The organism is Gluconacetobacter tumulisoli (genome assembly GCF_014174155.1).
Lineage (GTDB): Bacteria > Pseudomonadota > Alphaproteobacteria > Acetobacterales > Acetobacteraceae > Gluconacetobacter > Gluconacetobacter tumulisoli.
The window spans coordinates 214,375-228,935 of the sequence record NZ_JABEQM010000005.1 but is presented as its reverse complement, the minus strand read 5'-3'; the positions used below and the strand labels follow the sequence as shown (position 1 = coordinate 228,935).

Below are 14,561 nucleotides of genomic sequence, written 5' to 3'. Positions count from 1 at the left end.
ATCGGGGCGGCCGGAGGCAGGACGCTGGGCCGCGGCCCCATGAGCGATGGTGTCGCCCGTGGAGCCGCATAAGCCGCCTCAGTAACGCGCGGGCACGATCATGGCATCTGGCGTCTGCTGCCGTTCGTAATCGGGGTGATGCACGCGCTCGGGCAGCAACACGTCCGGCTTCGCCACCGGCTCATAGGGCACGAGCGAGAGCAGGTGGGCGATGCAGTTCAGGCGGGCGCGCTTCTTGTCGACCGCCTGGACCACCCACCATGGGGCTTCGTCGATGCTGGAACGTTCGAGCATCGTCTCCTTCGCACGGGTATAATCCTCCCAGCGGCGGCGGCTTTCCAGATCCATCGGGCTGAGCTTCCACTGTTTCAGCGGATCTTCGATCCGTGCGCGGAAGCGGGCCTCCTGCTCGTCATCTGTGATCGAAAACCAGAACTTGACGATCTGGATGCCACTGCGGACGAGCATCCGCTCGAACTCTGGCACCGAGCGGAAGAACTCCTCATATTCATCCTCGGTGCAGAAGCCCATGACGCGCTCGACCCCAGCACGGTTGTACCAGCTCCGGTCGAACAGAACGATCTCACCTGCCGCCGGCAGGTGGGCCACATAGCGCTGGAAATACCATTGCGTGCGTTCGCGGTCATTGGGCGCCGGCAGGGCGGCCACGCGGCACAGGCGCGGATTCAGTCGCTGGGTGATCCGCTTGATCGCGCCGCCTTTGCCGGCGGCGTCTCGCCCCTCGAAGATCACGACCAGGCGATGGCCGGTTGCCTTTACCCAGTCCTGCAACTTGATCAGTTCGCCCTGGAGGCGGACCAGTTCTCGGAAATAGACGCGCCGGAACGCGCGATCGGCTTCATCAAGCGTCCCGCCGATCGCCTCTTCCTCCAGGGAGAGTTCGAATTCCTCGTCGAGGTCGTCGATGAGTTCGCGGCGCATCTGCACACGCTCGCGTTCTTCCGCCGACAGGCTGTTCAGATCCTCATCGTCCATCGTCGTTGCCTCCTCGCCGCGCACCGTGCGCCGCATTCACGGGAATAGGATTTCCGACAGGCAAGCGCCTTGAAATTTTCATGAAATCCATAACCCGAAACCGTCAGAACGTGGTGGTCACGTTTACGCCCAGCACGACACCATTGCCGATCGGCCGCCCCGTCTGGGGATCGAACGACGTGCCGCCAACATGCCAGAAATATTGAAAATCGGGCTGGATTATGAGGTACGGGGTCACGGCGGCCTGATAGGTCGCTTCGATATGCTGCTCGGGCTTCAGCGCGCCTGCCAGGCTGGTGCCCAGGCGCGCGGCGTCGCGCGCATTACCGATCGCACGACTGCCGTAGAACCCGGTCCCCCAGGCGATACCGATCGTGTCGTCGGTCCGGCCCGGAACCAGCCCGTCGAACGTCACGCCACCTTGGATTTCGGTCGAAAACCGGTTGCGCGAACCGTCATTGGCGGTGGCGCGCACGAACAGGCTGATGGTCTTGCTCGACTCCGAAGACGCCCGCCAGATCATCTGGTCGGCCACCATGAAGACCATCCAGTTGTCATGATGATAGAGCGGCTGGCCGGTGCTGTCCGGCTCGGCCAGCAGGCCGCCACGACTGTCGTATCGTTGATCGGGGAAACGGCCGGTGTCGTAGAGCCCGCCGAGCTTCCACGTGCCTGGAAGGGCCGGCGCGTCCTTGCCGGCGAACCGGCGGGCAAGATCGAGCGAAAGCTGGGCCTCGCCAATGAACAGCGTGCCTCCTCTGGTAGAAAACGCGGTGCCAGAGGGATCGCGCTGCGTGGGGGCGACGTCGCTGTAGAACGGGCCACCTGTCGGATTGTCATTGGTAACGGCACCCATCAGCACCAGCGCATAGGTAGGCACCCATTTCACCCGCGCCCCCAAGGCCGAAAACGGCCAGGACGGCCCGCCGGAATACAGGTTGCTGGAGGTCGAGAGTGGCCAGCCAAAACTGGAATTGAGGAAGAAGGAGGCGTTCTGGCTGACGAGGAACTCGGTATCGAGATCGATTGACCCTAGACGGATATCCAGCCGGTTCGCGAAGAATCCTTGATCATACCAGAGTTCGAACAAACGGGTCGAACGGCCCGCGTCATAGCCGCTGACGGCATTCACTGCGCCGAGCCGTTCACCCGTCAGCGACCGGCCACGGATCTGCAACGCGCTGACGTTCAGCAGCCCGTCGGGCCAGCCGAAGCCGCGCCGGGTATCGAACATCAGGGCCATAGCCGTCATGCCATCATAGGTAGGTCCGGGCTGAAGACCACCTGCCGCGACGCCCCATAACTCCTCGACATCCTGAATATTGACGCGGATACCATGACGGGCCAGCCAGGGCCGCGCACCCCCGGCCTCGCCCAGAAGTTCGGTGCTGGAATCCTCCGCCGGCAGCACGAATCCGGGTGCAGGAGAGGGCAGCGGCACGCCCGACGGCAGGATATCAGTCACCAGCGGCGTGCTGGCGGCCAAGGCGGCGCCACCGGCCATCAGCGGGCTGATGGCAACCATGAGACCCGCCACGTGGCGCGAAATGGGACCGAGAAGCTTGCGCATCATGTCTGCAGCTCAGAAGACATGCCTCGAGATGAAGAGCCGCGCGCCGCTGATCAACATCGACACCCACATCGCCCACGTCGCGAGGTTCCAGACGATGGCACCGGAGACCACCAGCACGCCCAACAGATTCCGCGCGTCCGACCACATGACAGCCACCACGGCCGGCAGGCTGTTGGTGTAGATCACGGTCGCGACCGCGTTCGCCGTATCGTGGGAGCCGTTGACGAATTCGAAGCTCCGCGCACATGCCAGCGTGGCCAGGAAGGATATCCTGAACGCGGGCGCCTCTCCGCTGTCAATTCCTGAGCACAGAAAGCGCCTGCTCGCTATGGACGTTTCCGACAAGGCTTTCCCCCTTGGCCCAAGGCGCTAAGACAGTGCGACACTCAGCGAAAAGGCGGCGGCAGAAACAGTGAAGTTATTTTGAAACGGGCCCCCTGATCGGCCCTTCCGTGCGATATCCGGAGCCCGGTCCATCACCAATTCCACGTCATGAACGGACTGAAACAGAAGCATTGGGCCAGCTCGCGGAACCAGCCGTAAAGAGTCCGCCAGTGCCCGAAGTGGATCGGCAACCTTCGCTAGCCGCAGCCCGGACACACCAGATGGCGCACCGAGTTGATAACCTCGCGGAACTCAATTTCGCGCGGCTGTCCACGACGTCCGGGATGCGGCGTCAACGGCGCGATCCGCTCCACGGCACTAGGCGTCGTTCCTTTCGCCAGACGACCCCGAGCGGCTGGCATACTACCGACAAGCTGAAGCTGCCCCGCAACGTCAGCCTGATCTTTCTGCCGTCACGCGCGCCCGAACTGAACCCGGTCGAGAATGTCTGGCAGATCCTCCGCGCCAACTGGCTGTCCAATACCGTCTTCGATGGCATCGAGCACATCATCGACGCCGCCTGTTCCGCTTGGAATAACCTTGCCGCCCTGCCTGACACCATCCGATCCATCGGGCTCAGGAAGTGGGCTCACACAGGTCAGTGCCAATAACCGTTGTTATTACCTAGGCGTGCGGGATGAGCGCGAATTCAGCCGCTGTTCGATGTGTGAGAAGGCGCCTCCGAACGTGGCCGTTTGGTTCATCTGGAGTCCTCGCAAGATCCAGCAGCTTGGCCAGATCTTCCGCGATAGCCGGGTTGGGTCATCGTCAGCGAAGCAGGTCGGGGAGTTCATAAAGCAGTTTCAACGCGTCCGACCAACCGACGTCGGAGAACAGGCGTAGGATCTCGACGAGCGCGGAGCGGCGCGTGTCATCCTCGAAGATCGAACGATGATCAGCGATGTAGCGGGTGATCATCCGCACGATGACCGGCGCGGCAAGACCTTCGTGATGATACCCCTCTTGCGCGGCCGGGCCTGTAAGCAATACATGGAGCGCGTCGAACACGGCGGGCGGATCGCCGGGGATTAGAAACTCGTAGAGTTCGACGAGGCGATGATGCGTCGAAGGTTCGTGCGACGCCGCCAGCAGCGCGAGCATCGGGCGAAAATCGACAAGGAACCGTCGCTTCGCGTCGAGCGACATAAGGCCGACAGCCGCCTCGCGGTTACCGGCATACGCGCCCGAGCCGAAGTAGAGCTGGTTCGTAAGGTGGCTGATCACCGACTCCGCCGCCCTGTAGGTGGCGATGGTGGCATCGCGCTCGGCGCCCTCTACCGTCCCGCCCGTTACCGCAGCATGGCTAGCTTCTGCGGCCGCCGAGCACGCCTCCAGAATGACCATCGCCGCCTGTTGCGAGCGATCGGCAAGCCCGACGTCGCGCTCTTCGCCATCCGCATAGCGGGCGAAGAACGCGCCGCGCAACATCGACAGGAAGGCGGTGCAGAACTCACGGTGCGTAGCAGGATCGCTGGCCCAGGCCTTGAGCCATCCGAGCGCGAACGTCTCTGCTTGCCAGCACCAGAGCTGTGCAGTCAGGCCGCCGAGCTCTTCGGCGACCTCGTTGCAGGCAGGTCCGTTGTCGCACTTGGCCGTCTCGCAGCGGGTGCGGACGATCTCGATGATCGGTTTGCACTTCTCGACATCGTGGCGAATGAAATGCCGGATCACATCGTGCAGGAGGTCTCTGAGCACCTCGATGTGTGCCTCATTTCGCGCGACGCGCTCGGCCAGGGCCCACATCCTGTTGAGCGCGATGCGGCTCAGAACCTGCAAATTCTGCACTGCCTTCAGGCGGACCTGTGGAGCCGGATCGTCGAGGATAGCATCGAAGATATCAACGATCTCGCCATAATCTTCGCCGAACCTATCAGCGAGAGAGACATAGGCACTGGCCGCATTGACGCGCACGTCGCTATCTCCCCAGCACAGCCTGGAATCGTCGCCCTTCTCGCTGGTTGACGGGAAGCGGTTCGCCCATAGCCGCCGCAACACGGCGAGCAGTTTCTCGATCGACGGCATGTCATCGATGCCAGGCATATAGGCTGTGGCGCCGGCGATGCGCTTGACCGCATCACTGATACGCCCCCAGGCTAGCTGCTCGACCTTCGCGTGCAGTGTATCGGCATGAGCATCGTATAAGCCGATCGTCGCCAACACGTCTGCCCAAAGCTCGGCGAGCCCCAGGCCGCCGCTGGACGAGGGCGTGGCCTCCACTTTCTCGGCGAGCGCCTCGGACCGAGAAATTATCTTGGCATCCACGCCTCCCTCGACATCGACGCCTTCACTGGCGAGTTGCTCGCGCACGGCGCCGCGCGACGATTCCCAGCGCACCAACATCGAGCGCGTCGGCGGGTTGCCGGCCAGTTCGTCCGCCGCCATTAGTTCCTCGCGCAGCGCACGCATCGGATCGGTCGCGGTTACGCCCGCATCGACCAGCGAGAGGAAGCGGCTGAGCGTGCGGCGCCACCAACGCTGCTCGGCTTCACCCGTAAACAGACTTGCCCGCAGCGCTTCGTCCTCGAATGCCGCCCGCTCGGAAAGCGAACGCGACGGATAGACCGCCGCCAAAAAGCGGACGGCGTCGCGGACAATATCGCCGTGCGCCAGGATCGTGATGTTGCATGCGAACGGCCACAACAGGTCTCCGACCTCGCCGACGCGCTCGGCGCCGATGCCGAGGATACGCGTCCACACCGCTGGCCCGGCATAGCCGGTTGCGGCCGCATCGACCGTCTCGGCAAAGGCGGCAGGCGAGCAGCTACGCAGATGCGCGACGAGTTGCGCGAGCACATCGTCGTCCTGCGTGCCGTGGCGATCCTTCGTGTCGTCCCAGGCCCTATACTCATGATCGTGACCGAGCAGGTCGAACGACGCGCGGTCCGGCACGACGACCTGTTTGCGATCGCCCAAGGGCCCCGCGCGATCGGTGTCACCGAGCGATGCCTCCACGATCGCGCGGGTGCCCAACAGCACCGACAGTTCGAGGAGGCGTGTGACCTGCCGGCCCAGATTATAGCGGCAGTGACGGTAATCCTGGCTGCGGTTGGACGAGAGCGGCATGATCCGGCTCGCGTGCCCGCCCATGAACGAGGTGCTGTTATCGGTGATGTCGCGCGAGTAAAGCACGCGGTAGATCTCGATTGCGAAATCGGCGTCGGCCCGCGCGATCGGCATGATCTGCTCGGAAAGCCAGGTCGCCTCCTTGTCGGCATGGGCCGAAAAATGCGGATCACGGAGCATCCGGTCGAGCGATGCCCGCGACGCGGCGGGATCGGCCGCGAAGCTCTTGCCGACGAAGCGGATCGCGTTGGTCGCCGTCTGCTGCATCGGTGGATCGGCGGCCCAGGCAAAGGCCAGCAGCGCCCGCGCGACGCGGTTGAACACATTGACCAACTCAGGTTCGGCGAGATTGCCCTTGTCGAACAAGGTGTGGAGCAGGATGCGCGTCGCGTCGGAAAGGCCGCGCGAGCCCGCCCTGATCGCGGCGTCGGCGACCATCGCCCAGGCGAGCGCTTCGTCCGGCACGGCGCTGCCGACTGCATCGACCGCCAGACTGACGAAGCGGGCAAGCCGCGAGAGCATCGTCGCCAATGCCTCGTCGCTCGCGCGGGCCGCGATCAGCGCGACTAGCCCCGCGATATCAGCCTGCGTGCCCACGCGCTCAATCGCGGTGCGCAATGCGCCATTGGCGAGCACCGGATCGACCGCCGGATCGGCGTAGATATCGGCTATCAGGCGCCAGACGCGCGCCTTGCCGCCTGCATCATGCCGCCACAGCCGCTCGATCGCGAAGCGCAGCGCCGGTGCGAGCATGAGCGCGATTGAGCTGTCACCGCCGAGCTGGGAGATCAGCCGCGCGGGATCGTCCCATTCGAGAAAAAAGCGACCGGCGACATGGTCAAACAGCACATGATGGGCAAAGCTGACCAGATCGCCAGATTCGGCAAGCACGCCGGTTTGGATGACCATGTCGAGCTGATCATGCCCGACGACCACCTTCCGCACCGCGAGACGGCGGCGCTGCACCATGGCACCGACCGTCGCAGCTGCGGCCTGATGCACCGATGTTCCAACGAGCCGACGATCCTCATAGGCGTCGATCAGATCTGACTGGGTGGCGGCGGTGCGGATGCTGTCGGGGCTTGCGCCATCAGCGAGCAGTTGCGCGGCGAGCGAGAGGTTGAAGACGTTGCGCAGCAGGTCGCGCAGCTTGTCGGGCGCGGCGGCAAGCAGCCCGCCAAGATCGGCGGCAGCGACGCCGGCGGCGTCGAGATCATCGTCCGCGAGCCGCGGCACCTGGAAATGCCGGACATTGCCCAAGCCCGTCGCCGCATAAGCCGGATCGGGTGAAGTGCCCAGCATGGCGTCGCGGAACCGCCGACCGTTGCGCAGATCGAACGTGCGGATCGAGGCGATGACGGTCCAGTCCGGCGCCGATACTCCCAGCCCCTCGATCAACTGGGCGAACACGCCCTCCGCCGGACCGCCGCGCGCGGCATCCAGCGCATCGATGACGAGCAGCTTGCGTCCCGAACCCGGCGCGGCGGCGAGCACCTCGGTCAGCGGGTGCGCCAACCCCAGATCGGACTGGAGATCGGCAGCGATGGCGACGCCCGGGAAGCGATCGACTGAGAGGAACACTACCGTGTCGCCCGCCACGCGGCGCGCGTGCGCCAGCGTGACCAGCGCACCGGTCTTGCCAGCGCCGGGCTCACCGATGACGATCAGCGAGCCTGTATCGACCGCCGCGCCAAGCGGACCGTCGCTGGCCCGCGCGATCGGAATGCCGCCGGCGATCGGCAGGCGCGTGTGTCCGGCGAGACGCGCAAGCTCGGTCTCGGTCGCGGCCGACAGGCGCTCCAGATCGACGGTGTAGTCTGCCGCGCCAACCTCATTGTGGCCCAGCCGACGAAGCTCGCGCAGCAAGCCGACACGATTCGCGGACGCGCCGCTGCCGATCATGCCCCGGATGATGCCCTTCAACTCGCGCAACGGCGCGTCGCCGGCGGCTTCCGAACCATAAAGCCGTGCGCCGAGCAGCCGCGAAGCTTCTCGCCAATTGTCTTCGCCCTCGTTCATTGAGAAGCGCACGATGCGGAACAGCCGCGCCATCATCGCGAACTCGTCGTCGGTCGGCGGCCGGGCAGAGTGCGTCGACCATGCGATTCGCGCATGGGTCTCGAAGAGATCGAGCGCGTCCCGCTCGGTCGAGGATCTCCCGGCCTTGGTGGTTGCCCAGCTGCCACCAAGATCGAATGCTCGGCACCCGCGCTCCAGCACGTCGAGCGTGCGCGGCGCATTGGCGGCAACCGCCAGCACGGCGCTCGCTTTCGCCGGATCGCCCACGACGCCAGCGGCGCGGGCATCGATCATGACGCGAACAAGCTGGCTGATGGTCTTGCCGAGCGGGCTCTTAGGACTGGTGTCCAGCCCGGCGCTGGTCTTGCTCTGCAGGTCGATGCGGCCAGCGTCGTCCAGTTCCACACGGATGTCGTCGAGCCCGTCGCCGGTTTCAAGCTGGATTGAGGCCAGCAAGGCGGTGTTGGCAAGGCCGAAACGCCTGCCAACCGGCATCCGCGCCAGCAGATGGGCGGCGAGCCAAGTGCCGACCTCGGCCTGGAAGTCCATCCCAGCTTCGGTTGCCCGCCCACCCGCGTTCATTCTAGGTGTCCGTGGCGTTTCGCTAGCCAATTGCGTCCCCCTCAAAATAAAGTGCCGCCCAAGATACTGGTGGAACTGGCCGAATCTGCAACGTGGCTATCTGCATAAAATCAGGCATCGCCCCTTGCACGCCGATAGGTGCCAGCCCGAAACCGGCCCTATGACAGCCGTGCCCGCCGATAATGCGCACGTATCCACTTCCACGATACTCTGACCCGAAGGCCGCCAGTCCGCTCTCGGCCCAAGCCGGCTGCTGTGCTGTGATTTAAGTCATGTCCGCTAACGGGAATGGAGGTCGCCGTGCCCAATGTCTGCGTTGAGGCGGCTGCCGCCTATCCGACCAACGACCGTTGAGCAGATGGAGAGCTTGGCGGGGAAACCAGGCCGTCCGGTTCCGGGCGGCGGGACAAGGAAAGCGGTCGTTCAAGAGATATTCATTAGAGACGGTTCCGCGCTCATTTGAAGCATTCAGGGATGCGCTATGCCGGGCCCAGAAGAGCTTGTTCATTTACATATATATATCGACGCGAGCACCACGCTGACGGCGCAGTCTGTCGTCGTCTAGGTAGGCTGACTGTCGAACCAGTCTTGCCGACGCTTCAGGACGTCCGGTCGGTCTTGCTCTGCCGCATGGGCGGTCTTTTTTTTCCATGTGATCCGGTGCTGGGCAAAGAAGCGCCACAGCGAGCCGACGCGGAAATGATGGCCTTCTTCATCCAGTTGCGCCCGGATTTCGACCAGCGTCAGGTCATCCTTCTCGTCGATCAGGCCGCAAATACGCGCGGCCTGCGCCTCGATCAGGTCTGAGAGGCGATCGCCGCCGCGCGGCTTCGGCGTGGCACTGCCGGTCTCTCGGGCCAGGGCGCACCAGCGGATCGCACTGGCTGGACTGACGCTAAACCGTTCGGCGGCTTGGCGGCGGGACAGGCCACCGGACACGGCTGCGACAACACGTTCCCGAAGATCAAGAGACAACGTACGTGACGACATTCAGGCCCGGCCGTCACCTTGAATCAGATCATGCCTGATCGGGGAATCCCAAATGATTCAAATCGGACAGAAACCGCTCTGGCTCGGGTCACCGAGAGATCCGTAACCCCGTTGGACTGGCCGGAGCCTGAAACGAGAAAATGTCCGCGCCCTATGGCAGAACGAACATTTCTGTGCGAGAGAGCGTGAAACTATAATTCTATGCAATTGTCCAGCAGTCTATACGAAACGCAGCGCTCGACTTAGACGATCGCTAAAGCACATCGGGGACCTATGCCAGATTTTCCGTTCATCACCGTTAAGCAGAAGGAACACTCCTTTAAGCTCACCTCTCTTCCAGCGGGATTGCTGACGAAGATTGCATACGCCGCAGTTCGTCGAAAGGATGTCGAGGAAGGTGCCGTGCAACGTGTTCTGAATGGTGCTCGCATCGCAGGCGTAAAAGACTTCGCTTTAAGGATTGGGGACTTCCCAGCTTCGATCGTTTTGAATTGGAATAAAGCTCCTCTTGTTTCCAACGGAAGCTCAATTAAGATTCCAGATGAAGAGAAATTGGCGCAGATCTTAGATGGTCAGCATCGAGTTGCGGGACTGAAGGATGCGATCGCAGAGAACCCGCTTGCAGCCGCCTATGAGATACCTGTCGCAATCTACGAGGGGCTCGACACGCCAAACAGCGCTAGAATCTTCATCTCGATCAATACTGAGCAGCGTCCGGCACCCAAGAGCTTGGTATTTGATTTATATGGTGTCATCGCTTCCGATTTAATGGACCCGACAGCCTTGCGCGCCGGAGACATCGTAGCTCACATTGGCTCCGAAGGTCAGCCTTATCACGGCTGGATAAAGCTCCCTAACCAAGAGCGGCAAAGAGGGGGCGTTGCCCTATCAACAGCTGTGAGCGCAATAAAGCCGACGGTGGATGGAAAAGGCATACTGGAGCAGGTAGGAATTACTGAACTCGAAATGCAAAAGGCGATTTTCTCAAATTACTTTTCTGCGCTTCGAGCGCTTTATGGGCATTCTTGGAACGATCGGAGTAATGCCTTCATTTATGCATCGGGATTTATCGGAGCGATCGAATTCTTTCGTAGCCATATGTTCGATTATTGCAAGGGACGGTCTTCATTCGAAGTCGACACGATCAAGGATGCGCTTGATGCTGAAGAGACGGCTAGGATTCTCCAAGTTGACGTGAAGGGCCTCGGAGGTACCGAAGCAGCGAACGCAGTCCGCGATCGGCTTATCAGCGCCTTCCGGCCCGCAACGGCCGCCCACGGTTTCAAAATCTAGTCACAGGCGCCCCCATCATGTCAGATCCGGCAAGACTCGCGAAGAAAGGTTTCTCTGGAAAGCCTAAGGGAACTCCTTATACTAAATTCAGCATTTCGTCGCTGGAATTGCAGTCAATAGTCCAACAAATGCCAGTGGCAATAATAGACACGGCGTACGCGGCAATCATCTCTTACATCGAAGCGATTTCAGGCATACAACAAGGATCGTCTTCGTGGTCTATCATACGCTTATATTATTCAGCATTCTACTCCATAAAGACGATGATGCTGATACGCTCTATCATACCATTTAATGGGGGCGAAGAGATGCTTCTCGATGCCTCGACTGGAAAATTTTACAAGGGCGGTAAATCGAGCCACCACTGGAATTGGCACTCAGTTCGACAGACGGTTCTTAAGTATGACTGGTTTACGTCGCAAGACTCTCAGGATGCATACGCTTTTTTGCGAGAATATCGCGAGAATGTGAATTACACGCATGCATTTACGGACCCAACTTTGCATCGATGCTTGGTCTATGATCAATTAGATCTTGGGCGGAGATTTAGAATCTATCGCGACGACGCCACTTTCCTCTACACTTATCTTCCTGATCACCTAGCCATAGCTTATCCAACGAAACTGATTTTCGAAGTAGATTCAAGTATATCTGGGCTAGGCTATCAGTTCGATTCAGAACGCATTGAGCATGTGCGCTCTCTCTGGAAAATACGCGATCGTTGTCCTATCATCTGAGACAGCGCAATTACCATTCGAGAAACCAGAGGCCTATCTAAGCAATTGACGTGGCCCCAACCTTCTCCTCATATTCAGAGAAAATACAGAATTTTACTTCAGTTTCCGGAAACCGCCGTGCCGGAATCGGCCCGTCCGGTTGGGCACAACATATTAAATCTACGTCCGTTTTTGGTAACAGCATGTCCCTGGGCTGAACGACCGACATGAGGGCGGAAGCGGAAGTAACCCGAGAAGCAAAAAAGCGGCTCCCGAAGATTGGAAGCCGCCGTGTCAAATGGAATTGATGTCACTCCGCCGCAGCTGCTTCAGGGCTATTGGGCGTGCGCACCTGCGCTTCTGCCGTCTCAGACCGCCCCGCCAAACCCTTTGTCCGCAACGCCTCGGGCAGCCAGGCGGACCCGTCGAGCACCTGTTCGGCCGCATGTGCCATGTCGGCCTTCTTCAGATGGGCGATGCGATCTGCCGCCTCGTCACCCCGTGCCTCGCGTACGGCTTCGAGGATACGCGCCTTGGTGACGCGGCCGAGATAATTGTCCACCGTCGGTTGCCAGCCTGCCTCGGCCAGGTCGAGCCGGAGCGCGGTGGCGAGCCGGTCGGCGCGGGCCAGTCGTTCTGAGACGCTACGCTGTGACACCGCACCGTAGGGCGGCATCCGCTCGTAAAGCGCGTTGATGCCGAAGGACAGGCAATGGGCCAGCAGTGCCAGGCGGCTGGTATCGTCCAGCCGGTCGAGCCACTGCCAGAGCCCCTGCTCGTCCTCCGACAGGTCGTGCTTCCAGCCCTCGTTGCGCTGGCGAAGCTCATGAGCGGGAACGCTGCCAGGCATATCGGGCGAATGGACCAACAGCGGGATGTCCCGAACATAGGCTTCCAGGCAATCCGCACCCGAGACCTGCCAGTAGAGATCGCGAACCAGCGTGTGCAGCAGTTCGGTCAAGGCAATATGCGGATTGGCCGCAAAGGCGTCGCGTAGGGCAAGTGTACGCCAGGCTGTCAGTTCGGTCAGCAGGCGGTCGGGCAGCGGCTTCAGTCCGTCTTCCTCCTCAGGCTCGATTTCGGGGACCTTTTCGCCCTCGGAATTGAGCACCTCGACATCGGTCTCTTCACCGTCTCCATAGGTTGTCGTTTCACCGCTGCCTTCGGCCCCAATGGCATCTTCCTCCAGTTCCGCCGGCGCGTCTTCCGCCCGCACGAAACCCCGCTCGACCAGCAGCGTGCCGTCCGTGTCAAGACTAACGAAAGCGCCGGCCCGCACAATGTCCTCCGGGTCGAACGCCAACGGGCGCTCTTCCAAAGCCTCGATGGCGTGTTCGATTTCACCCAGCCGGACATCGACGTTTTCGGGGTATTCATCGGCATGCGCGTATTCCGCCTCGATGATTTCCTGCTCGCTGTGCAGCGCCGCAAGACGCGCAGCTTCGTCTTCCGAAAGGGCGGCCGGCACGCCATCGATCTCTGCAAACTGCCGGGTATGCCCCCACGGGAAGGACAATGCCGTCTCAACCCATTTCCAGCCTTCGGCGCGGATTTGTTCGGCCGCCTCTTGGAGTTTTTCTATGAGCAGCCGGTCGAGCAGCGTCGGATCCTGCAGCCAGCCGCCGTCGTCGGCCTCGAACAGGTCACGCATGATGTGCCCACCCGCAGCGAGATAGGTCCCCAGCCCGATGAAACGCACGCGGCGATCCGATGCCCGCACGGTTTTCTCGGTCAGCATGCGGCGGATCAGATACGGTTCGCGATTATGGCCCTGGGATACGATCTCCCAGACCTGCTCCTGCCGCAGGGGGTCATCGCAAATCGAAAACGCCATGAGCTGATCGAGCCGGATACTATCATCTTCATAGAGCGACAGAAGCTTGTCGGAGACGGTCGTCAGGCGCAAACGCTGCTTCACCACAGCTGGCGTGACGAAGAAGCGGGCCGCGATCTCCTCCTCGGAGCGGCCCTTGTCCAGCAGCGCGCGGAAGGCCCGGAACTGGTCGAGCGGGTGCAGATCCAGCCGCCGGACATTCTCTGCCAGCGAGTCTTCTTCGGCCGGGATCGCCGATCCGGCTTCGCGCACGACGCAGGGGATCGGCGCCGTCTTCGTGAGCTTCTTCAGCTTGACCAGAAGGGCCAGGGCACGATAGCGGCGGCCGCCGGCCGGCACCTCGAACGTGCCGGTCTCCGCGCCCTCGGCGTCGAGGACCGGGCGGACGTTCAGGCTCTGGAGCAGCCCACGGCGCTCGATGTCGGCGGCCAGTTCCTCGATCGACAGGCCGGATTTTACTCGCCGCACGTTAGCCTGCGACAGCACCAGCTTGCCGAACGGGATGTCACGGGAGGGGCTAAGGGTGATTTTCTGGATGGCGGTTGCCATGATGGAACACTCCGCGACGGACGGGCGAAAGCCTCTCTTCCATCCCCTGAATCCGTCGCGAAACCGCCACTTCCCTTTAGCTCTTTCCCGGTCACACACCGAATAATCGGAACAGGATTCCACACGGCCAAACCGTGATGGCTCGCCGCCGGCGCGACCAAATGGCGACACTGGAGCCGCAGTGGATTTACGAGAATACGGAGCGAGGTACGCAACTCCAGGCAAGTCGGCCCGTGAAACGCATCGCTTCAACTCGCGGATTGGGATAGGTTCAGAGGACCGTCACAACAGCGGAAAGCCACCGTTCGTCACACGCCTGTCATGGGAGACGACTCATGCCGCGAGTATCCGCAACCGACCGCGATTACGCCGCCGTTTGCTTCCCCCCTGCTTCCCCGGTCAGTCTGCCAGGGGCGGGGAAGCAAAAAACGGCCCCGAAGGGCCGCTTTAACCGACTGATTTTCCGTGGAAAATCTGGAGCGGGCGATGGGATTCGAACCCACGACCCCAACCTTGGCAAGGTTGTGCTCTACCCCTGAGCTACGCCCGCCCACCGTGTCGG

Annotated in this window: 6 protein-coding genes, 1 tRNA gene and 3 pseudogenes; 2 read left to right on the top strand and 8 right to left on the bottom strand. The window is 61.8% G+C overall.

The window, feature by feature from the left end:
• Positions 1-78: 78 nt before the first annotated feature.
• The 4 genes and pseudogenes from ppk2 to HLH28_RS08340 form a co-directional block, all read right to left on the bottom strand.
• Positions 79-942 (bottom strand): polyphosphate kinase 2, encoded by an 864-nt coding sequence (gene ppk2 / locus HLH28_RS08355; protein WP_408869830.1) that lies wholly within the window; start codon positions 940-942, stop codon positions 79-81.
• A 157-nt stretch (positions 943-1,099) separates the two neighbouring features.
• The gene (locus HLH28_RS08350) at positions 1,100-2,569 is read right to left on the bottom strand and encodes a carbohydrate porin (protein WP_246395820.1); all 1,470 of its coding nucleotides are present in this window, start codon (positions 2,567-2,569) and stop codon (positions 1,100-1,102) included.
• 75 nt (positions 2,570-2,644) lie between these two features.
• Positions 2,645-2,839, bottom strand: a pseudogene (locus HLH28_RS18050) (inorganic phosphate transporter); the annotation flags it as partial.
• Between the two features lie 159 nt (positions 2,840-2,998).
• A pseudogene (locus HLH28_RS08340) lies at positions 2,999-3,315 on the bottom strand (transposase); the annotation flags it as partial.
• Here HLH28_RS08340 and HLH28_RS08335 point away from each other — a divergent pair.
• Positions 3,304-3,564: pseudogene (locus HLH28_RS08335) on the top strand (transposase); the annotation flags it as partial. The pseudogenes HLH28_RS08340 and HLH28_RS08335 sit on opposite strands and share 12 nt — an antisense overlap.
• Before the next feature lie 157 nt (positions 3,565-3,721).
• Here HLH28_RS08335 and HLH28_RS08330 read toward each other — a convergent pair.
• Together HLH28_RS08330 and HLH28_RS08325 are read right to left on the bottom strand one after the other, a co-directional pair.
• Entirely contained in the window at positions 3,722-8,584 is a 4,863-nt protein-coding gene (locus HLH28_RS08330; protein ID WP_220789992.1) for an NACHT domain-containing protein, read from the bottom strand.
• A gap of 594 nt (positions 8,585-9,178) precedes the next feature.
• Entirely contained in the window at positions 9,179-9,607 is a 429-nt protein-coding gene (locus HLH28_RS08325) for a transposase (protein WP_182957358.1), read from the bottom strand.
• A gap of 273 nt (positions 9,608-9,880) precedes the next feature.
• Between HLH28_RS08325 and HLH28_RS08320 the strand changes: the two genes are divergently transcribed.
• The gene (locus HLH28_RS08320) at positions 9,881-10,900 is read left to right on the top strand and encodes a DGQHR domain-containing protein (RefSeq protein WP_182957356.1); all 1,020 of its coding nucleotides are present in this window, start codon (positions 9,881-9,883) and stop codon (positions 10,898-10,900) included.
• Positions 10,901-11,926: 1,026 nt separating this feature from the next.
• Here the strand turns inward: HLH28_RS08320 and HLH28_RS08315 are convergent.
• Both HLH28_RS08315 and HLH28_RS08310 read right to left on the bottom strand, forming a co-directional pair.
• Positions 11,927-13,999, bottom strand: coding sequence for a ParB/RepB/Spo0J family partition protein (locus HLH28_RS08315; protein ID WP_182957354.1), 2,073 nt, complete (start codon positions 13,997-13,999; stop codon positions 11,927-11,929).
• A gap of 475 nt (positions 14,000-14,474) precedes the next feature.
• Positions 14,475-14,549: transfer RNA gene (locus HLH28_RS08310), tRNA-Gly, on the bottom strand.
• Positions 14,550-14,561: the final 12 nt, after the last annotated feature.